At 28.6% G+C, this 20875-nt stretch carries 30 protein-coding genes; 24 read left to right on the top strand and 6 right to left on the bottom strand.

All coding sequences use genetic code 11. From position 1 onward, the window contains the following. Positions 1-170 precede the first annotated feature (170 nt). The 16 genes from B2S02_RS02205 to B2S02_RS02130 all read left to right on the top strand — a co-directional run bounded on the left by B2S02_RS02205 (position 171) and on the right by B2S02_RS02130 (position 10020). Entirely contained in the window at positions 171-533 is a 363-nt protein-coding gene (locus B2S02_RS02205; RefSeq protein ID WP_346876798.1) for a sigma-70 family RNA polymerase sigma factor, read from the top strand. A 158-nt stretch (positions 534-691) separates the two neighbouring features. Next, on the top strand, positions 692-991 hold the full coding sequence (locus B2S02_RS02200; protein ID WP_346876797.1) for a hypothetical protein: 300 nt from the start codon (positions 692-694) through the stop codon (positions 989-991). A gap of 184 nt (positions 992-1175) precedes the next feature. Continuing rightward, positions 1176-1658 (top strand): GNAT family N-acetyltransferase, encoded by a 483-nt coding sequence (locus B2S02_RS02195; protein WP_346846787.1) that lies wholly within the window; start codon positions 1176-1178, stop codon positions 1656-1658. Between the two features lie 105 nt (positions 1659-1763). Next, on the top strand, positions 1764-2207 hold the full coding sequence (locus tag B2S02_RS02190) for a GNAT family N-acetyltransferase (protein ID WP_346846788.1): 444 nt from the start codon (positions 1764-1766) through the stop codon (positions 2205-2207). Positions 2208-2478: 271 nt separating this feature from the next. Beyond that, positions 2479-3396 carry a hypothetical protein gene (locus B2S02_RS02185; protein WP_346920197.1) on the top strand — a complete coding sequence of 306 codons (918 nt, stop codon included), beginning with the start codon at positions 2479-2481 and terminating at the stop codon, positions 3394-3396. Between the two features lie 122 nt (positions 3397-3518). Further along, positions 3519-3998 carry an NUDIX domain-containing protein gene (locus B2S02_RS02180; protein ID WP_346920196.1) on the top strand — a complete coding sequence of 160 codons (480 nt, stop codon included), beginning with the start codon at positions 3519-3521 and terminating at the stop codon, positions 3996-3998. Between the two features lie 108 nt (positions 3999-4106). Beyond that, positions 4107-4526: a GNAT family N-acetyltransferase gene (locus B2S02_RS02175; protein ID WP_346846791.1), complete on the top strand. Its 420-nt coding sequence runs from the start codon at positions 4107-4109 to the stop codon at positions 4524-4526. Between the two features lie 174 nt (positions 4527-4700). Further along, positions 4701-4946 (top strand): hypothetical protein, encoded by a 246-nt coding sequence (locus B2S02_RS02170; protein ID WP_346846792.1) that lies wholly within the window; start codon positions 4701-4703, stop codon positions 4944-4946. Positions 4947-5320: 374 nt separating this feature from the next. Beyond that, positions 5321-6031 carry an HAD family hydrolase gene (locus B2S02_RS02165; RefSeq protein ID WP_346920195.1) on the top strand — a complete coding sequence of 237 codons (711 nt, stop codon included), beginning with the start codon at positions 5321-5323 and terminating at the stop codon, positions 6029-6031. A 75-nt stretch (positions 6032-6106) separates the two neighbouring features. Further along, positions 6107-6619: a GNAT family N-acetyltransferase gene (locus B2S02_RS02160; RefSeq protein WP_346876792.1), complete on the top strand. Its 513-nt coding sequence runs from the start codon at positions 6107-6109 to the stop codon at positions 6617-6619. A gap of 282 nt (positions 6620-6901) precedes the next feature. Next, on the top strand, positions 6902-7537 hold the full coding sequence (locus tag B2S02_RS02155; protein ID WP_346876791.1) for a class I SAM-dependent methyltransferase: 636 nt from the start codon (positions 6902-6904) through the stop codon (positions 7535-7537). Positions 7538-7766: 229 nt separating this feature from the next. Continuing rightward, entirely contained in the window at positions 7767-8093 is a 327-nt protein-coding gene (locus B2S02_RS02150; RefSeq protein WP_346876790.1) for a hypothetical protein, read from the top strand. 219 nt (positions 8094-8312) lie between these two features. Continuing rightward, positions 8313-8771: a GNAT family N-acetyltransferase gene (locus B2S02_RS02145; RefSeq protein WP_346878886.1), complete on the top strand. Its 459-nt coding sequence runs from the start codon at positions 8313-8315 to the stop codon at positions 8769-8771. A 271-nt stretch (positions 8772-9042) separates the two neighbouring features. Next, on the top strand, positions 9043-9231 hold the full coding sequence (locus B2S02_RS02140; protein ID WP_346876788.1) for a hypothetical protein: 189 nt from the start codon (positions 9043-9045) through the stop codon (positions 9229-9231). Positions 9232-9497: 266 nt separating this feature from the next. Then, the gene (locus B2S02_RS02135; protein WP_346846800.1) at positions 9498-9713 is read left to right on the top strand and encodes a hypothetical protein; all 216 of its coding nucleotides are present in this window, start codon (positions 9498-9500) and stop codon (positions 9711-9713) included. Positions 9714-9717: 4 nt separating this feature from the next. Further along, positions 9718-10020, top strand: coding sequence for a spore coat protein (locus tag B2S02_RS02130; RefSeq protein ID WP_346846801.1), 303 nt, complete (start codon positions 9718-9720; stop codon positions 10018-10020). Positions 10021-10349: 329 nt separating this feature from the next. On the opposite strand, the gene B2S02_RS02125 is transcribed toward B2S02_RS02130, so the two are convergent. Next, positions 10350-10679, bottom strand: coding sequence for a hypothetical protein (locus B2S02_RS02125; protein ID WP_346876786.1), 330 nt, complete (start codon positions 10677-10679; stop codon positions 10350-10352). A gap of 366 nt (positions 10680-11045) precedes the next feature. Between B2S02_RS02125 and B2S02_RS02120 the strand changes: the two genes are divergently transcribed. From B2S02_RS02120 to B2S02_RS02110, 3 genes are all read left to right on the top strand, one after another. Beyond that, positions 11046-11516, top strand: coding sequence for an NUDIX domain-containing protein (locus B2S02_RS02120; protein ID WP_346846803.1), 471 nt, complete (start codon positions 11046-11048; stop codon positions 11514-11516). A 211-nt stretch (positions 11517-11727) separates the two neighbouring features. Continuing rightward, the gene (locus tag B2S02_RS02115; protein ID WP_346846804.1) at positions 11728-13632 is read left to right on the top strand and encodes a S41 family peptidase; all 1905 of its coding nucleotides are present in this window, start codon (positions 11728-11730) and stop codon (positions 13630-13632) included. Positions 13633-13851: 219 nt separating this feature from the next. After that, positions 13852-14331: a GNAT family N-acetyltransferase gene (locus B2S02_RS02110; protein WP_346893035.1), complete on the top strand. Its 480-nt coding sequence runs from the start codon at positions 13852-13854 to the stop codon at positions 14329-14331. Between the two features lie 217 nt (positions 14332-14548). Here B2S02_RS02110 and B2S02_RS02105 read toward each other — a convergent pair whose 3' ends face one another. Together B2S02_RS02105 and B2S02_RS02100 are read right to left on the bottom strand one after the other, a co-directional pair. Further along, positions 14549-14815 carry a hypothetical protein gene (locus B2S02_RS02105; protein WP_346920194.1) on the bottom strand — a complete coding sequence of 89 codons (267 nt, stop codon included), beginning with the start codon at positions 14813-14815 and terminating at the stop codon, positions 14549-14551. Between the two features lie 30 nt (positions 14816-14845). Further along, positions 14846-14968 (bottom strand): hypothetical protein, encoded by a 123-nt coding sequence (locus B2S02_RS02100; RefSeq protein WP_346846807.1) that lies wholly within the window; start codon positions 14966-14968, stop codon positions 14846-14848. 511 nt (positions 14969-15479) lie between these two features. Here B2S02_RS02100 and B2S02_RS02095 point away from each other — a divergent pair. The 5 genes from B2S02_RS02095 (at position 15480) to B2S02_RS02075 (ending at position 18102) form a co-directional block, all read left to right on the top strand. Beyond that, positions 15480-15932: an NUDIX hydrolase gene (locus B2S02_RS02095; RefSeq protein ID WP_346920193.1), complete on the top strand. Its 453-nt coding sequence runs from the start codon at positions 15480-15482 to the stop codon at positions 15930-15932. A 235-nt stretch (positions 15933-16167) separates the two neighbouring features. Next, entirely contained in the window at positions 16168-16695 is a 528-nt protein-coding gene (locus tag B2S02_RS02090) for a GrpB family protein (protein WP_346846809.1), read from the top strand. A 117-nt stretch (positions 16696-16812) separates the two neighbouring features. Then, a complete protein-coding gene (locus tag B2S02_RS02085; RefSeq protein ID WP_346920192.1) occupies positions 16813-17139 on the top strand; it encodes a hypothetical protein in 327 nt (108 codons plus the stop codon). Continuing rightward, positions 17139-17474, top strand: coding sequence for a Type 1 glutamine amidotransferase-like domain-containing protein (locus B2S02_RS02080; RefSeq protein ID WP_346920191.1), 336 nt, complete (start codon positions 17139-17141; stop codon positions 17472-17474). Before B2S02_RS02085 ends, B2S02_RS02080 begins: the two co-directional genes overlap by 1 nt. Positions 17475-17601: 127 nt before the next feature. After that, a complete protein-coding gene (locus tag B2S02_RS02075) occupies positions 17602-18102 on the top strand; it encodes a GNAT family N-acetyltransferase (protein ID WP_346920190.1) in 501 nt (166 codons plus the stop codon). Positions 18103-18506: 404 nt separating this feature from the next. Here the strand turns inward: B2S02_RS02075 and B2S02_RS02070 are convergent, their stop codons facing one another. From B2S02_RS02070 to B2S02_RS02060, 3 genes are all read right to left on the bottom strand, one after another. After that, positions 18507-18992, bottom strand: coding sequence for a hypothetical protein (locus tag B2S02_RS02070; protein ID WP_346846812.1), 486 nt, complete (start codon positions 18990-18992; stop codon positions 18507-18509). A 131-nt stretch (positions 18993-19123) separates the two neighbouring features. Next, positions 19124-19915, bottom strand: a complete 792-nt coding sequence (locus B2S02_RS02065; protein ID WP_346846813.1) for a CPBP family intramembrane glutamic endopeptidase — start codon at positions 19913-19915, stop codon at positions 19124-19126. A gap of 226 nt (positions 19916-20141) precedes the next feature. Beyond that, entirely contained in the window at positions 20142-20612 is a 471-nt protein-coding gene (locus B2S02_RS02060; protein WP_346878882.1) for a hypothetical protein, read from the bottom strand. Positions 20613-20875 lie beyond the last annotated feature (263 nt).

Here is a 20875-nt window from a genome sequence, read left to right as displayed (position 1 = left end):
ATTCCAAAGACACAGGGAAAGACACAGTTAAGGACACGCCTCAAACCTAGTAATAATAAGGGCTAACCCCCTATGTATCTATTATGTCCATGATATTCTATTAGAGCATATTTATAATATAAATAATATATATATACTATATATGTATATATAGGGGAAAAAATGGACACATGGACACAGGAGGAAATAGCCTAGGAGAAAGGATTTTTGTTATGGATAATTGTGCTAAAATTCAAGAATTGGTGACAAAGGCAAAAGCAGGGGAGGATACTGCCCTTGAAGAGCTAATAAAAAATTTCAAGGCTTTTATATCTAGCCAAGCTGTGGCTATAAGTGTAAAGGGCTATGACATAGATGACCTAATTCAAGTGGGTATTATTGCCCTATATAAAGCAGTCCATGGCTATGATATAACCAAAGGTCACTTCCCATGTCATGTAGCTATAGCTATAAAAAACAACCTTGAAGGTCTAATTTACATGGGCAGAAACACCGATGGAAAGAATTCTGTTAGTAAGCTTCAGAGAAGCTAAAAACTCTATTTATAAGGTTTTACTGAATGTATATAGAAATTTAAATTTAAGTTAATACCATTGGTCGTACAATATGGTAAAATTGTAAATTATAATAGAATATTGCAGCGTGCTAAATAAGCACCTTGCATTACCATGGAATATCTAGGAGGTTCAGTATGAAATTAAGGTTAAATATTTACTCATTCATTTTATCATTGATATGTGTAATATTATTCTTTTTATCAATAGAATCAAATAAGGTAATTAACTTTACAATGGATCTATTGCAAGTGCATCCATTAGTTATAGTTATGATACTTTCTATAATCACACTATTACTAGGGCTACTTGGATTTTCGGCAGCCATCAGCTGGTTTCAATTATTTAGAGGAGTCTTTACAGTAGCCATAACCATTATAATGACAGGATTTATAATTTTTATCTTAACTGTTGGTAGGGTAGTTTCATTTACTTAAACTAAAAAGTGGTTGCTTCTAGAAAAAAGTAGCCACTTAATTTTATGACCTTTTCTTTAATTGGATGCTTTTTGTACATAAACATACACTTTATAGAAATTATGTTACAATAAGTTTATAATATAAGTGAATAATTGTAGGAAAAACGTGTCAAAGTACTAAACAATAAGAAGGAGAAGTTATAATGAATAACAAGATTTTGTATCAAAAGATATATACTGATGACTATAAAGAATTAACAAAAATCATGACTTCTGCATTTAATGAAGATACATCAATGCACACGGATATAAAAGAGGATGGACCTAAAGGATATAATGATGGCAGTTTGATTAAATGGCTCAATGAGCACACAGATTTTGAAAGTTATAAAGTTATTTATGAAGGAAATACAGTTGGTGCTTACACAGTTGGAATTAAGCCCAATAATGAATATAGTTTGGAAATGCTCTTTATTGATCCAAATTACAGAGGACATCATCTTGGAACTATAGTTTGGAATGACATAGAGCAAAAATATATAAATGCTAAGATATGGACAGTTGAAACGCCGGATTATTCAATAAGAAACCATAGATTTTATACTAAAAAATGTGGATTTACATTTTTAAAGGAAAACATATATAATGATGAATGCAAATCTTTTGTTTTTAAGAAGGAAAAATAATATTATAAACAGATTGAATTAAGATAAGAAAGAAGATTAATCAAGTAATTCATTGGTTAAGATGCATGAATTTAAATGTTTTGAATTTGGGGGATAAGTAATTATATGAATAATATATATTTTAAAGATATAGATAATACTAATGAAAATATTGTTAGGAAAATAAAATTAAAGTCAGACCAAGAGAAATTTATTGAAACTGTAGATGAATGCTTAGAAGAAGCAAGAACTTGTAGTCAATGGAATCCTGTAGCTATATATCATAAGGAGGCAGTAATTGGATTTGCAATGTACGGATCCTTTGGGCCTAATAAAGATACTTGGATTGATAGAATAATGATAGATGAAAGATACCAGGGAAAAGGATTTGGAAGAATTGCAATGACCAACCTTATTGATATAGTTTCGAAAAAATATGATGTTAATACTATCTACTTAAGTATAGTTGAGCAAAATACATTAGCTTATAGTTTATATAAAAGCATTGGATTTGAGTATATAAATGAAAAGGATGTTAATGGAGAACTTATATTTAAGTATACAATTTAAAATGATTGTTTAAGCAAGGTGGAGTCGGAGAGCTTTTATGTTTTAAAATCTCATCTTTTTATATGGTGAAATTGATATATAATTAAATAACTTATTAGTAATACTGTTTATTTTAGAGCATCTCTATATGGAGGTGCTTTTAATATGCTCATACAGTTTATTTCAATTGTGCTATAATAAGTATGTTAAGGAATAATTGTGTTAAATTACGAAGTAAATAAAATACGTATATTGCAAAAGTATAAATTTGTATTTATTAGAAGGAGGTAGTATGAGTACAAACAGTATAGAGATGTTAAAACTTATTGACTTGAAGCCTGTGAGTAGCAGAATAAATTATGAGGTTTTAGAAACATTCCAATGTAATGGATACAGAAGGGAACTTATTCAATATTTCATACATGGACGTAAAAACACTGCCTTTTTGCTTTTGCCAGATGGAGAAGGAAAGCATCCAGCAGTTTTAATAAATCATCAACATAACAGAGAAAGAAATCTTGGCAAAAGTGAAGTTTGTGGTCTTGCTGGGAATCATCTTCAAGCCTTTGGTCCTGCACTTGCAGAGAGGGGATTTGTTGTCATAGCATCAGATTCATTGTGTTTTGAGGATAGAAGAGTTAATGCCTCGGGAATCAATAAAAATGATGAAGATGATGACTGGCAGCATTTTCTTACAATGTGCTACGGAATACTCACAGGTCAGACTCTGGCAAAAACAGTAATTGAAGATGCAATGGGAGCAATCAGTGTGTTAAATGGATTGGATTGCGTTGATTATAATAAAATAGGTTGTTTAGGACATTCATATGGAGGTAATACAACGATTTATCTTACTGCATTTGATAAAAGAATACATTATGCTTGTGCTAGCGGTAGTGCAGCAACATTTAGAAATAGAATTAAGAATAATGTTGGCATTGAAATGGCAAGTGTTATACCAAATTTTATGAGATATTATGATATTGACGATGTAGTATGCGAGATTTGCCCAACTAAATTTCTAATTGTATCAGCAACAGAAGATAAATACTCGAAAGATGCAATGGATATCTATAAAAAGGCAGAAAAGGAATATAAAAAATGTAATGCAGGAAATCAAATTAGTATTAAACAATATGAAGGTGGTCATGCACTTACATCAGAAAGATTTAATTATATAGTTGACTGGATTATTGAGGCTGCAAAATAAATATAGGAGTTTAATTAGTTCGTAATCTTCTATAATTAAGAAATTATATTGATAAGTTTCGCATAGGGGTATAAGAAAGTGAACTTAAAGTCTAAAAGAAACTTAAATGAGGTGTTTTAGATATGTTAAGGAATATGACTACAATTTATATTATATTTAAAAATAAAATGTTACTGCTTTATAGAGTTGGTTCAAGAGTTGTGCAACCTTCTTGGTGTGGTATAGGTGGTCATTTTGAAAAAGGCGAACTAAATAATCCAAAGGCATGTGTTTTAAGGGAAATGTTTGAAGAAACAGGTATTACAGAAAACGATATTGGAACTGTAGATTTAAAATATGTTACACTTCGTATGAAGAATAATGAGATTAGGCAAAACTATTACTATTTCACTGAACTACAAAACACTGAAATAGACATTAATGAATGTGATGAAGGCATATTGGAGTGGGTTAATATGGATGAAGTTTTAGATAGAGAAATGCCTTTTACTGCTAAAGAATGTTTGAGGCATTATTTGTCTATAGGTAAAGATAATAATAAGTTGTATGCAGGAATTGCAAGTGAAAATGGTGTTGATTTTATTGAATTAAAGGAATTTTGATGGTTGTCCTTTTCTTAAAACGGAAAATAAGAAATTATTAGTGAGTGGTAGAAATTAATTCTCCACATAAAGTAGCTAGTTCAAATATATATGAAATGGAGAATAAAAATGAATATAAAATATAAAGAAAATGGAACGTTTGAATTAAAACAATTGATAGAATTATATAAAAATGTTGGGTGGACAGTATATTCAGATAAACCTGATAAACTATTTAAGGCAGTAAAAAATTCCTTATTCAATATTGGAGCTTTTGATGGGGAAGAGTTGATTGGATTAATTAGGGTTGTTGGTGATGATGCTTCTATTATTTATATACAAGATATCTTAGTAAAAGAAGAGTATCAAAGACAAGGCATAGGAAATTATCTTTTACAATCAGTATTAGATAAATATAAGCATATTAGACAAATTGTACTGATGACTGATAATACAGAAAAAACTAAAGCCTTTTATAAGAAAAGTGGTATGTCCACATCATGTGAACTTGAAGGAATTGCATTTGTTAAATACAATTTTGAGGCATAGATTGATCAGGTTTTAATGGCTTTGATTAAAAATCAAAACTGTTTATTTTAAAGCATCTCTATATAGAGGTGCTTTTATACATTTTATTGAAATTGTGTTATAATAAGTATATGAATAAGAATGTGAAGGAATAATTATAAATTGTTACGCACTATCATATAAGGGGGTATATATTTGAGAGATATATTAAGAGAATTTCCTGTTATTCTAGAACTACTTTCTTTGATTCCTTATTGTATAATACTTTGGGGATATATAAAGCATATAAAGATATCTAAAAAACTAAAGAGGCATGATGATACAGAAATAGTTAGTAAGGAAACGCTAGAAGAACTTAAGGTAGCAAATAGATTAATTATAATTGGATTTATTACAGTAATAGTTTTGAGAATAATTGGGGTATTAATTTACATTGAATAATTTGAAAACTTATTAATGGTTTAATTTTAGCTTATTTTAGTCTATTATAAAATCCAAACTCTACTAACAAGACTTCTTTTGCTTTAGAGGAATTTATGGTATTTTATAGAATATGTTACCATAAAGCGATCAGCGATGGTTGTGCAAAAAGCATATATACAAATGCATTTAAGCAACGAAGCTAAAAGGAGGATTGAAGCATGCTAAAAGTGGAGGAACTTCTAAATTTCGATTTAGACCCGATACCTAGATATCTTTTAATTTTCCTTTATCTAATTCATGGAGAGACCATGTTAATAGAAAGATTGATTGTACGGTTAGGATACAAAAAATATTATCAAGGCTAGATAAATAATAATTTGCGGAGGGGTTTTATGGCTAAAGTTAGAGCTATTGTCTTTGATTTATTTGACACATTGCTTCATGATATTAAATTTGATTTTAATTCGGGTTTATCTTATCTACATAAAAATATTTTATCAAAAGACACTGTTAAAGCTGAATTTCTAGATTATGCAGCTACATATTGGAAAGAACTTTATGATAAAAGAAGCGAGGATAATTCAGAACTGGCATTTGAAGATGAACTTTTAGATTTTAAAAATAAATATGGTTTTAAAGTGAATTATCCCCTAGAAGAAATTTTATTTAATTGTGCACTTGAAATAAATACTACTGAATTGTTTAATGACACTATTTCTACCTTAGAGCAACTTAAGTTATTAGGAATCCCAGTATATTTATTAAGTAATTCCATATTTAAAAAGAATGTAATGAAAAGATTCATTAACCAATATGATTTAGAAAAATATTTTGCTAATATACATTTCAGTGCGGATTATAAGATAAGGAAGCCCCATAAAGATTTATTTAAAATTGTATTTGATGATATTAAAAAGTATGATACTACCATCGAAATAGAACAAGTTTACTTCATTGGAGATAACTTTGAAGCTGATGTTCTGGGGGCTGAAAAATTTGGTTTTACACCTGTTTTTATAAACCGTAAACATGATACCCATATTAATAACAAAAATTTTATTGAGATTAATTCCCTAAATGAATTATTAGAGATAATTAGATAAAAATAGGCATGTTAGACAAATTGTAGGATGACTGATAATGATATATAAGCAAGAGTGAATAATGCTTTAATGAGAATGTCAAAAAATATGGATTTACTAGATAAAAAGATAACTAATTATATTGTATATGAGGGTGATTGTATGAACTATAAAATTGTGAAAATAGATGCACGGAATTATTCATTATTTGATGATATGATATATTGGAGAATGAACGGTAGTGAAAGATTACCATTGAAAGAAGCAATTAAGCAAAGTATTATAAATGAATTGTCAAATCCTAATTTGTTTATATATGTGGTTGAAGTGGAAAGACGATATGTTGGTTGGATTTCATTAATTTATATGCCTAAAGTTGGTAAATATAATGGTTTTGGACATGTTTATGTTGATGAATTATGGATTCATCCTTCATATCGCAGAAATGGGTTTGCCTATGAATTAATGAAAAAAGCAGAGATATTAAGGCAAGAAAAGAATGCTACAGGCATTAGGCTATACGTAGATGTTGATAACATTAGTGCAAAAAAATTATATGAACAATGTGATTTTAGTGTTTCATGTTCAGCATACTTAATGGAAAAGTAGTTGCAATTATAAATTGCATTAAGTTGAAAGTTTCTTAAATTAGGTAATGAAATTAATAAATAATAAGCAATTGAATAAAAACCTATATGATATCGTAATTAAATCCATAAATATTGATAGGTCTAAAAGATATAATTCAATGGTTGATTTTTATATTGAATGGAACAAATCATTAAGGACATTATAAACACAATCTTATATAACATAAGACTAAGTAAAGGTTGTTTATATAATATTTCATCATAAATTATAATTCAATAAAAAGAAACTAGGAGGTTTGTCATGACACAGAAGAAATATTGGAATACAGTCGCAGAAAACAAAGAATTTACAACACCTTTTCACTTTGAAGAGTTTGCTAAGTTTGTTAATAAGGAAGGTATTATTCTAGATGTGGGTTGTGGTTATGGAAGAACATTAGAACAGCTAAATTTAGAAGGGTACAGCAATTTAATAGGAATTGACTTCTCAGAGAAAATGATACAACGAGGCAATGTAAAATATCCTCATTTAGATTTGAGGGTAATGCAAGGAGATAATATTGAATTAGATAGTGAAAGTTGTGATGCGGTTATTTTATTTGCAGTGCTAACGTGTATTGTTAACGATAAAGAACAGGCAGCATTGCTAAAAGAAATAGAGCGTGTTTTGAAACCTAATGGGATTCTGTATATTAATGATTTCTTACTAAACACAGATGAACGCAATATAGAACGTTATAAGTTATTTCAAGATAAATACCAAAAATATGGTGTATTTGAATTACCTGAAGGTGCTATAGTTAGGCATCACGATATAAAATGGATTGATCAATGTTTGCAGCCATTTGATAAATTGATTTTAAATCAGGTGGTATATACAACTATGAATGGAAATAAATCAAACGGTTATTATTACTTAGGTAGAAAAAGAGGATAATCATAAAGCTAACGATAATAATTATTAGTTAGGATAATTGACACTCTTTTCATTTTGAATTTTTTCATAAGTTGTTTAGTTAATACCTAAGCCTTGCCTTCTTCTTAATTTGTCCACCTTATAGAGTACATTTTATATTGCTCCTATTTTATAGTGCAAAATGATATAAGTGAATAATTGTATATTATTATTAATAATACATAAAATATCACTGAGAGGTGGATATTATATGAAAAAATTTATTATGATCTTACTAATTTTAGTAACTATTATATTTGGTACATCTATTACAACTTATGCATCTTCACGAAATATGTATAAAGAGGGGTTTTATAAAGTATCGGATTTTAATCATTCAAAAGATGGTTCTTATCATGTTCAAAATATATCAGCATATAGTATTTCTGTTATTGTTTTTAATGAAAATAATATTAAAACACAAGTCTTATATCTAGAACCTAAATCACCAAGACATTATTTAGTTTCTCTTAAATCTGAATATAAAATCGTAATAGTTGGTGACGGTGAAGTACATATTGATGCAGGTATAAAATAATTAGATCTTATATTTTTTAACTAGTTATTATAAAATAAGTATACTTATCATTAAATGGCTTTGATTTGAAATCAAAGCTATTTATTTTAGAGAATCTCTATATAGAGGTGCTTATTTGCATACATTTTATTGTACTAATGTTATAATAGGTATTATATTTATGATTGCAAATGAAAAAATTAGGAAATTGTGTTCAAATTAATTTTAGGGGGGGATTTAATGTATCAATATTATAAAGGATTGATTATTAGAGAAGGTGCAGATGGGATTAAGGGGGATATCATTAAAAAAATGTACAATGAAGTTGGTTGGGTGTCTGCAAATCAACCATTATGGCTAGATGAAAAGTATGAAATCTGCTTTAAAAATTCATCATGGGTTTTCACTGTCTGGGATAAGGAAGATATGATAGCTATGGTAAGGGTTGTATCAGATAGAGTCATGACAGCAACAATCCAAGACCTGGCTGTGAAAGAAGAGTATAGAGGAAAAGGCATAGGTAAAAAACTTATAGACTTGTGTTTAGAAAAGTTACCCCATGGAAATTGGTGGGTGCATACTACTCCAGAAAATTATGATTTCTATAAGAAATGTAGATTTGAGATTCCTCAAATATCTGATAGTTCATCAATGATATATATGGGATATATTAAGGCTAAATTAGAAGGACATAGATGAGGATGTGGAAGATAGTGTTAGGAAATAAGGGGAATACTAGAAGCAAATAATAAAAGATTATGAAAATCTAGCTAATTACGAACTAGAACTTACTAGCATAGAAGAAATATTACCAATAATCATTAATAATGATAAATCAAAAATTATATTTAGTGATAATGAAAATGATGAATATTGCAATTCATTTGTAGAGGTTTTTAGGAAATACGCTCAAATAGCAAGGAATTGGAGTATTAATATAGATGCTGAAGAAGTTTATGGTTATCCTAGTATGGATGATTTGAAAGAATTGCTCAATGACTTAAATCAGTACTATGATTTATTCTGTTTAGAAGAAAGGGAAAATGAATATTATGTTGGAAATATTCATTTAAAAGATTTTAATTATTCTTACGTAAGTAAAGCTATAACTAAAGTAATTAATAATTCATATTTTGAAGAAATTAAGAAATTATATTAATATATGATTCTATTAAGACATTTAATAAATCTATAGATTAGTATTTAATAAACCTTGATTTGCGCATCTCTTTTTAGAGGTGCTTTTTGTATTTTAATATATCTTATTGTAGTTGAGCTATAATAAGTATTATATTAACAAACCTACCTCATAAAAAAGCAAATGATACTTATTTGAAAATGAAATGGATAGATATAACATGGTTATTAATCTTCTTAAAATCACATAATATAAGTGCTTATAATTTATATTATGGAGGTAAGAACATGAGAAAACTTTCAGAAGCAGAAGTACTATCTTTAACATCACTTTTGAAGATGGAACAAGATGGATTAATTGTACAAAGAGCAGTAAATGCACTAATAACGGATGAAAATCTAAAAAGACAAGGTGAATCTAGCACGCTAGCATGCGAGGGTAGGATAAAAGGATTACAACAATTTATCACCGAAAATCAAGTAACAGTTCCAAGGGAGGTATAATGGAATGGCAAATTTAGTTGGAAACCTAATTAAAAACAACATTAATATCAATGATGAGGTTATATCTACAAATATGCTTTCTTCTGGAAAAGCTGCAGCTGACGCTTATCTAAATGCTACATTAACAAGCAGTACTCCAGAGTTAAGATCCATTTATTCTTCTGGTTTAAATCAAATAGTTGGAGGGCACACTGCTCTTACAGAACTAGCTGTAAACAAAGGTTGGGCTAAACCTTATAATTCACCTATGCAACAATTGACTGATACCTATAATGAATCAAAAACTGTAACTGATCAAACTGAATAATAAATTATAAATCTATTATGATTAATTGGAAGGGCTGTTACACAATAGAAAATTACTTCTAGGTGCGACAGCACTTCTTATTTTTTGTATATAAAAGAGGTAGTTACCATTGTAATAACTAGAAGAGTTATACTTACAAATAAAAAAATATATTATAACTCTTCAGCATTCTGAATAGTTTACTGCATATTAATAACTGAAAAATATACTTGGAGCAAATAATAAATGATTATGAAAATCTAGCTAATTACGAAATAGAACTTAATAGCATAGCAGAATAATTTACTAGCATAGAAGAAATTAAGAAATTATAACAATAAAAGGACACCCTATTGTGTCCCTTTATCAATAAATATTTGACCGTTACCAACTATAACAATTCTATAGTCAGGCTTAAGAGGAATTAAATTATACTTAGCTGACTTAGGTTCAAGACGAATAGATTGTATTATAACTTGATTTTCATCATAAAGAGTAAGAAAAACACTATCATTTGCTGAAACATTTTGGACTATATAAGATTCATTTGGGGATATATTGAAATCAGTTGCTTTATAAACACCTTCTGTAAATATATTTTCAGCAAATACACGTGTAGAAGCAAAAGTACTTAATACCAATGTAATTAAAATTAACAATATAACGGTAAACTTTTTCATAGCACAGCCTCCTTTCGTCTTTAGTTTGTGTAATGGAGCTAATAATATACAGATTTGTAATTTAAGGAAATGAATTAATTAGGATAAATAAATTGGTAGTTTATTGCAATTGTCTTATAATGAGTATGTTATATAATTATAAGATATTATAAAAGTAATGAATGCAAATTTAAAATACATTAATAAATCTATAGATTAATATTTAATAAACTTTGATATGAGCATCTCTTTTTAGAGGTGTTTTTTGTATATTGGTACATTTTATTGTAAATGTGCAATGATAAGTATTATAATTATGATTGTAAATGAATAATTGTGTTATAGTGCATAACATTGTAGATTTTAAATATTGGAGGATGGAATAATATGATTGAAGCAAAATTTTATTATAAAAATGAAAATGCACCAAAGCCTAATAAGCCAAACCATATAGGTGCCTGTGCAATTATTAAGTATAATAATAAAATATTATTAGAAAAAAGAGCAGATAGTAACCGTTGGGCACTTATAGGCGGAGGTTTGAAAATTGATGAAAGTTTAGAAGAAGGAATAATTAGAGAAATTAATGAAGAAACAGGAATTATAATATCAGAAGAGTCTTTGTTCTTTTGGAAAATGTTTTCAGACCCATCAAGAATCGCAGCATATCCAGATGGAAATATTGTTAGAATAATATCTGCTGCTTATATAGTAAATTTAACAGAGAATCATAAATTGGTATGCAGTGACGAATCAGAAGAATTGAAGTATTTTACTTACCAAGAGCTAGAAAAATTAAATATCGCTGAAACACATAGACATATAATTAAAGAGTATTTTTCATCAATGATAAGTTAACTGTTGATTTTTTTAAGTGAGCATATTTCAAATCACCTAACAAAAATTATAATATATTCCATAAATGGTTTTCACATTAGTTACTATGTGATATAGTGTTTTTATGGTATGTTTACAATATTATAGACAATATTGTATATATTTGTACTTTATCAAAGATAAAATCTTATTGAAAAAGATTTTAAAGTACTAAAGAATGTAGGTGGAAAGTATGAAAAAAAAAGAAGTTAAAATGAATGTATTTAGTAAAAAAGTAATAATTAGTTTTATACTTATAGTTATGGGTCTAACATTTGTAGCTTGTACTAGTTCAGATAAAACTAAAGAAAAGAATCTTAAAAGATCCCAAGATACAGAATTTGCATCAGATAGTGGAGTTAGGATAGAAAAATTAAGTGAAGTTCAACAGAAGAATTTGCATACTTTAGCAAAGGTCTGGGGATTTACTAAGTATCGTCATCCAGAGATTACAGCAGGGAATGTTAATTGGGATGCAGAATTATTTAGAGTTATTCCCAAAGTGCTTGAGGCAACCACCAAGGAAGAAGCTGGAGATATCATGGCTACATGGTTAAACCAGTTTCCATTTCAGGTTAATACACTTAGTAAAGAACAGGAAGATCTATATCGTCAAGTAAAAGAGAAAGTATACTTAGATGTAGAATATTCATGGATAAAGAATAGACAAGTCCTTGGAAATAACCTTGCTGACTATCTTGAAAATTTATCAGAGGTAAAAGTAACTGATAATGACAATGGATATGCTGTTTTTGAAGAAGGGGATATTGTTAATGTATCTTCAGATTCTTTTATGGACAATTCTATTAACTATGAAGACACAGGAATGAGATTGCTCGGGTTGTTTCGTTATTGGAATATTATAGAATATTTCTATCCATATAAAAATCTCATGGATGAAGATTGGGATCAAGTACTTTATGACAAGATTCCTGAGTTAGCACTTCAAGGTGATAAGGAATCATATGTATTATCCATTGCAAATCTTACCACATATATTCATGACTCTCATGGCTTTTTTAATGATAACTTTAAGGTGCTACAACAACACTTTGGAGCATACAAAGCAAAAGCATCAATATTTAATATAGATGGTCAGATTGTCATTGCTGGCAGGGAAGATAAGTCCCCTTTAAAGGTAGGAGATATTGTGGTAGCTATTGATGGAACTACTATAGAAAAGATAATAGAGGAGTGCAACAAATATATATCAGTATCAGATAAAAATCGTTTTACAAATGCTTTTGACTATTACCTTTTGCGTTCTACAAAAGAAATAGCTGAAATAGAGGTAATAAGAAATGGTGAAAAGTTAAGCTTGAATGTTCCATGCTATTATAATAGCAAGTATGATGTAAAAAGACTGGGCCAAGATGAGAAAAGTTGCTTTATGGGAGACAAAAAAATAGGTTATATTAATATAGCTACACTTGAAAGTGGAGATTTAGATAAATTAATGAAAAAATTTAAAGGGACAGAAGGGTTGATTATTGATGCGCGATTCGATAATGTAAAAATGAGTGAATATTTAAAATTTATTAATTATCCTATAGGGGAATATATAAAACCTAAAGTTTCTGAATATCAACAATTTTATTCAAGTAATAGTTTCGAACCAGGGAAATTTATCAAATCAACCAGTAATAGTTCAGGAAGAGGATTCATAGCGGAACAATTGGACAAAGGTATAGATTCAACTACATTTAGCAAAATATTTGATAACGGCATTATTAGAACCTCATTAGGAAAAGTAAAAGATAGATATCAGTATAATGGGAAGGTAATAATACTGATGAATGAATGTACACAAAGCGTCTTGGAGACAATGGTTATGTCTTTTATGGATGCACCAAATGCAACGGTAATAGGAACTCCTTCTGCAGGAGCTAATGGTAATATTATGGACATTACACTTCCAGGGTGTATACAGACATCTATATCAGGGCTAGCAGTAACATATATGGATGGAAGCCAGACACAAAGAATAGGTCTTAAACCTGACATAACTGTAAAACAAACTGTGAAAGGAATTGCAGAGGGTAAGGATGAGGTTATAGAAAAAGCAATAGAGTTAATCACGAAACCAGAGAGTAAATAGCAATAGTGTAAAATAAGTAAGAACATGTGAAATAATATTATGATAAATTCTATTTTGTGGCTTCAAAAGTTGCTAAGTATATATAATTATGATTGTAAATCAGAAATTGTAAAATGTTGTGAAGTAATTAAATATGACACCTTGTGGTGGATGTGGTGAATTTATTCATGAAAGTATCATATTGTAATGTAAATGGAAAATTTTCTAGAGGTGTACGAAATGAATTTGAGATTGGCAGGTCTTACAGAGCTATATGCAAAAGAAGTTTGCGATTGGAAATATGACGATATATATTCTATATATAATTATCCAGGATGGGATAAAGTATCTAATGAAAAATGGGGGATTACAATAGAAGAAAAGAGAAAGAGTGAATTTAATGCTGTGATTGATCATTGCAATTGCTTATGTGGATACATAAGGTTACTGGATAAAAATGAGTGTGTTTTTATTGGAATTGGTTTAAAACCATCTCTATGTGGACAAGGATTAGGAAAGGTCTTAATGGAAATAGTAAAAGAACAATGCAAGAAGATATATACAGATAAAAAGATTGCTTTAGAAGTTCGGTCTTTCAATGAAAGGGCGATTAAATGTTATAAAAGTGCAGGGTTTAATGTAGTAGATACTTATAGGAAAGATACGCCCCTTGGTTATGGAGAATTTGTTAGAATGGAATTTTATGAGCACTCTTCTTAATAGAATTCCTAATAAAGACTATTGTAGTTTATAGAATTTTATTTTACAATCAGCCTTAGGAAAGTACAATATTGAGGCATAAAGTGACTAGATATTTAAATTTTAATTTATATTAGGGGTAAAAAACAAATGGAAGATTGCTCTTCCATTTGTTTTTATATTTCATTTTACATATTGTCTTTCATATCTGGATATTGTCTATAAATATATATTTACTTCAATTAAACTTCTTATTACAATATGGACATTGATATACCAAATCAATATCACTATCTTTGTCAAATTTCATTGGTAACCTGTAATTACAATAAGGACATTTCCAAAACAAAAGAGATAATACTATAAATACTGGCAATAAACCTATACCAATAATTGTAAATAAGGTAAAAGGAAAAAAACATCCTATAAAGCATAGAGGAACAGATAAAAATAAGCAGGCCAAAGAAATTTTACGAATTTTTAGTAAATTTTCTATCTTATTCATGATACACCTCCCAATATATATTAAAGTTAATCAATCTGATCTATTATCTTCTTGTATTTCCTTTTTCCATCTTTCCATAGATTCCTCATGTTCTTTCTTTTGAGTTGAATTTTCTCCTTCTGCATTAAATATAATCTTTGTTCTCTTTTTCATCTACTTACTCTCCTCATAATTAATATCATAACTCAAATTAGAAAAAAATACTAAAAAATCAATTTATGGATTAATTATACTATGAATAGTTTACTACAAAATAATGAAAAATAAAATAATTTTAAATTTACCGTAGAGGATATATTAACTTTAACTTTTTTGCCCTTAATGAAGACTAAAAGGAATAAGGGGAATATAACCATTGAAAGTATTGAGTTAGCATAAAAAATGCCAGAAGGATTTGAAGTTCAAAAGAATCTTGAGGATTATGCTTATAGAATATGAGAAGCAATATTAAGACGAATAGTATAAGCATAATATTGAATTTAATGGCTTTGATTAAAAATCAGAGCCATTTATTTTAGAGCATCTCTTTATGGAGGTGCTTTTTTCATATACATACATTTTATTGTAATCGTGCTATAATAAGTATTATATTTATGGTTGTAAATGAAAAAATGTAATTTATTATTCGTTAAATACAAATAAATGTAAAAGGGAAGTGTATATTATGAGAGCGCCTATACAGGTATTAGTAATACCATATAAATTAGTTAATGAAATCCCATTATATTGTATTTTTAAGAGAAATAATGGAGATTATTGGCAATTTATTGCTGGCGGAGCTGAAGACGATGAAACTCCTTTAGAGGCTGCAAAGAGAGAATCATTTGAAGAGTCTGGTATAGAAAGTTTAAATAAATTTTATCAATTAGTATCTACATTTTATGTGCCTGCTAACTGCATATCAGAGAAATGTAGACAATATTGGGATAAGAATGTATTTGTAATACCTGAATATTGTTTTGCAGTTAATATTAACAATAACCATATAGAATTATCATTAGAACATACTGAATATTTCTGGGGGACATATCAAGAGGTTTTTAAAAAGTTATATTGGGAAAGTAATAAAGTTGCACTATTTGAACTAAATAGTAGAATTGAAACAAAATTATTTTAGATTAATCAATTTACAAATTCAATATATTGTCTATAAGTTATGTAAGATATTAAAATTTAAAAACTATACCCTTACCTAGTTTAAAATACATATAGGTATATACTTAACTATCTAATATAGGTAAAAATGCATATAGAGACCTATTTAAATATAAAAACATGAACCAGTTTAACTATAGATATATTTAACTATTAAACTAGAATATTTAGTGCATCTCTTTAAGGAGGTTAAATAAATGATTGGATTAGCAAGGGGAACCGTTAAGATTGTTCCATATAGCTTTAATTGGAAAGAGATTTATAAGGAAGAAGAAAAACTATTGTATCATTTGTTAGGCAAAACTGCTATAGACATACAACATGTAGGAAGTACATCAATAGAAGGACTTGATTCAAAACCAATTATAGATATTGCTGTAGGAGTTAAATCATTGGATGATGTAGATAAGCATAGAAACTTATTAGAAGCAAATGGATATCAATTTAGAGATAATGCAGGGATTGAAGGTCGTGTAATGTTTGCTAAAGGAAGGGAAGATTTAAGAACTCATTATTTGCATATAGAAATAATTAACGGAGAACTGTGGAAAAATCACATCTATTTTCGTGATTACCTTAGGCTAAATAAGGAAGCCGTTGAGGAATATTCAAGGCTAAAGAAGAATTTAGCTTCAAAGTATACTAATGATAGAGGTTCATATACAAATGCAAAGAATGAATTTATTAATTCTGTATTAAAAAAGGTAAAAGAAGAAGTGGATTGACACGCTCTTTAGTAAGGAATACATAATGGAATTTATGTTTGTAGCAGAAAATAAAAACGGTTATATTAAATTGTGAAGCATTATGAATTTTAAAAAGTTTCATTGAGGGGGAGTATTATGAATATTTTATTAGATGGATTAGATTTTAACGAATCATGGGCATATAAAACATTAAAGAATATAATTAGACCTGAGTACAAAATTTGTGTGATTCCTTTTGCTTTTCATGAGGATTGGATAAAAAATGAGGCTGAGTGGGAAAAATCCTATAATAAAATAAGTGGTGAGCATTACAAAAATATAGCTGCTCCATTTTACACTTATGGAATAGATGATAATAATATAACATTGATTAATTACTTTACAGACAATTCAGAAAGTGCTAAAGCAAAAATTAATTCAGCGGATATAGTTTTTTTTACAGGTGGATTCCAGATAAAATAATGAGTAGGCTATCGGAGTTAGGATTGATTAATACCGTAGAACAGCATAGTGGAATAATAATGGGATGGAGTGCTGGTGCTATGATGCAATGCTCGCAGTATTATATTTCTCCAGATAAAGATTATCCAGAGTTTATTTATGAAAAAGGACTAAGATGTATAGACAATTTTGCAGTTGAAGTACACTATAAAAATACTGATTCACAAAATAAAAGTATTGAAAAATATATAAGAGAAAATGGAAAGATGGTATATACTACACAACAACAAAGTGCAATAATTGTTGACGGTTATAACCTATCATTGTTAGGAAATGCAAAAGTTTATCAAAAATAACTTTAATATTAAATTTTCAATAAGAAGGAACTGTAGTATAGAGGAAAGATTGCCAGATTACTTGAGGATTATGCAATAAAAGCAAAAAGGTCTGCACCTATAAATGAAATATAAAAGAGGTATTAGAATGTTATATGAAATTAGATTAGCAGAGGAAGATGATATAAGGATAATAGTTGAGTTACTAAATAAAGTAACGTTAAACTTACATCAAAAAAGTATTAATCAATGGACATATCCTTGGGATATTGAAGAAATAAACATAGACGTAAAAAATAAAAACATCTATATGATGACAATAGACAAGCTAATAGTTGGAACATTTTCTATAAAAGACATGGATGTTAATGCTGTACTTCACATCAACAAACCCAATAATTTATATCTTTACAGAATAGCAATATTACCAGGGTATCAAGGAAAAGATATAGGACTTAAAATTGTTAATTATGCCTTTAAGATTTCAAGAAATTTAAGAAAAACACTATATTTAGACTGTTGGGCTAGAAATGTAAAATTAAAAAACTATTATTCTAAAGCGGGATTTGATTATTGCGGAGATTTTCAAGAAAAAGATTATATGATTAGTGTTTTTAAATATACATTTCCATTAAACAATTTACAATAAGTGTATTGATCAATTCTATTTTAGTATTCTGGCGCGAGAATATTATAATAATTATAAGTAAGGTTAATACATCACCCCGGATATTTTTGGTCAACAGCACTTGAAACTGGAGATATAATTAAAGTATTAAATAACAACAATGAATACGAATTAAATAAAGTGGTAACTTCTGTAAGATTAATAGAATCTATAGAATAATAGAAAAATTATATTAAATGGTTAACTCAATATTTGCTGATTTTTCATAAAATAATAAATTGGATTTTAATTATATTGCGAACTAAAAATACCGTATATTCAGTTTTGAATAGTACGGTATTTTCATAAAATATTTGATTTTATTTTTAGTGAGCTATTTATATCTTTTACAGCTTTACATTTCAATTACTTCACTGTAACTTTCATTACAAGTTGGAGGTTGATTTTAATTTAATGGGTATAAACGCTTCCATTTGTGCCCATCCTTGTGCTTTTATAATCTCTGGTGGTGTAATAATATGTCCCATACCATAATGATTTTGACGGATATCCAGTTCGAAAATATCAGAATTCTTAATATATTCCAAGGCTTGATTATATAACTTACCACGTGTTTCTTCATCTCCATCTTTGAAGAAATAAGTTACATAGTACCCGCCTTCAAAATCAACAATTTCGTTACTGCCATCATCCATATCATCACTCAATGCCCACCACCATACTAGGCCTTGTTTTTCTTCATCAAAACATAAAAAGTCTCTGGGCATAAAACTATCTCGTTCACATAGATTAATTGCAGAAAAATACTTATTGAACTTTCCTAAAATACCGTCAGGGGAAAAGTTAAATTCTTTATCTATCCCAGATGATGCTGCTTTGAATGGTGGCAATGATATTATCCTAAAATCCATAAAAATACCTCCCGTTATTTTTTATCAACTGATTTAAACACGCTTACTTTGACCATATTATAACATATTTCCCAACACCGTACTATTCAATTTTCAAAGAAAAGTTTGTATAAGGATGCAGGGTTGTACTATTACACTATACTTTTGTTGTACATCACAACAGTTACAATTGAAACAACAATAATCATAGTATTTGCCACAACAGTTCCTAACCAAGTCATAGTCATGGTGCCAAAGATGGGGGATGCTGCATTAAACATGGTATGGAATAATACACACATAAACACACAGCCTTTTCCCGATATTTTGTAGATTGCTCCATTAAAAAAACGAAACGCCATGAGTTGAACTGCAAACATCCAAAAGTTAATGAGTCCCTCTCCATGATTAGTCCCCGGAATAAAAAAGAGAGGAATATGCCAAAAAATCCAAACTATACCTGTAAAAATGGAAGAAAAAACAAAGCCATAATCTTTGTCAAGCTCAGGCTGCAATATGTACATCCAGCCAGCTTCTTCCAAGCCACCGATAATAAGCCCCCCAGGTAGAGAAAGGAAGAACGTATAAAACGGAAGCACCATTTCCGTATGGCCTGAAACTGCAATATGTATCAAAAAATACAGTGCAAGCCCTGCAACAACGAACAAATAGAGGGAAATTTTATTTTTAAAATAAAAAACAGTTTTCAACCATTCCTTAAAATCTGCTATTTTGTTATTCTTCTTGAGAACGATATATGAAGCAATAGCGGGTGACAAAATATAGATTGCAAAAGGAATGTTCATCCCGAATTGCTGTAACGAGTGAACCCAATTGTAAACCGAGTATCCGAACTGCCCAAGAATAATCAAAGCACCTGACACAATATAGGCTATGCAAAATGTCAGCATCGTAAATTGTACTATAATTTTTTTATCTGTCATGATTTCTTCACCTCACATTTTGAAGTATCCATTAAATTTTATGGATGGATGATTCTACTTGAAATATTTAATGAATTTATTAATAATGATATTTTGAAAAATTAGGTTACACTTGCTTATATTCATGTATAATTATTTTATAGGTGATGTGTAATTATAATGAATTGTATTTATTTGAAATTACTCCTCTATATACTATAAAATGGGGACTTATCCCGCATTACAATTAATTTTTGACAGTATCTACAACTATTTCTATTGCTTTCTTAACAAAATTTATTTTTCTTTCACTAATTACTTCTCCGCTATAGGATATTATTATATCAGATATGGCTATTTGATTTTCTTTCGTAGCATCCTCAGAACCCATTAGAGTCAACCATTTTATATCTATATCTGATTTAGAAATCTTCTTATCATATTTAATTATATATTGCATATCATCAAAAAACTGTGAATTTGAACTTGAATTTACAATGATAGAATTATCTGATTTTTGAAATACTTGTACCACAAAAAATACTTTATCTTTCTCCAAACTAACATAGTTTTCGTTTGGATATTCTTTCGATTCATATATTAATTCTGAATTATCTACAGATATATTTGATGAATAATCTTTGCTTACAGATGAACATCCTGTTATCATGGCACACACAATTAATATAAAGCAAGTTAATAATGCGTTTTTCCTCATTACTAATCCTCCTTACTTCTAGCCCAATGACTCCCATTTATCCAGTACAATTCGATACTATTATAACATATCTTACCAATAAAGTACTATTCAATTTTCAAAGATCAAACTTTCTTAATTAGTTCCCAATATCTACATATGACGAGGGCAAATTTCACTTTAAAATTAAAATGATTCTGATTGAAATATTTAATAAATTTATTAATACTGATATTTTGAAGAATTAGATTATACTTGCTTATATTCATGTATAATTATTTTAT

Origin of the sequence: Clostridium sp. UBA7339 (genome assembly GCF_002470865.1) — a bacterium.
In the GTDB taxonomy this organism is placed as follows: Bacteria; Bacillota; Clostridia; order Clostridiales; family Clostridiaceae; genus Clostridium_J; species Clostridium_J sulfidigenes.
Note: the sequence above shows the minus strand (reverse complement) of the source record. Positions and strands in the feature narration are given on the sequence as shown.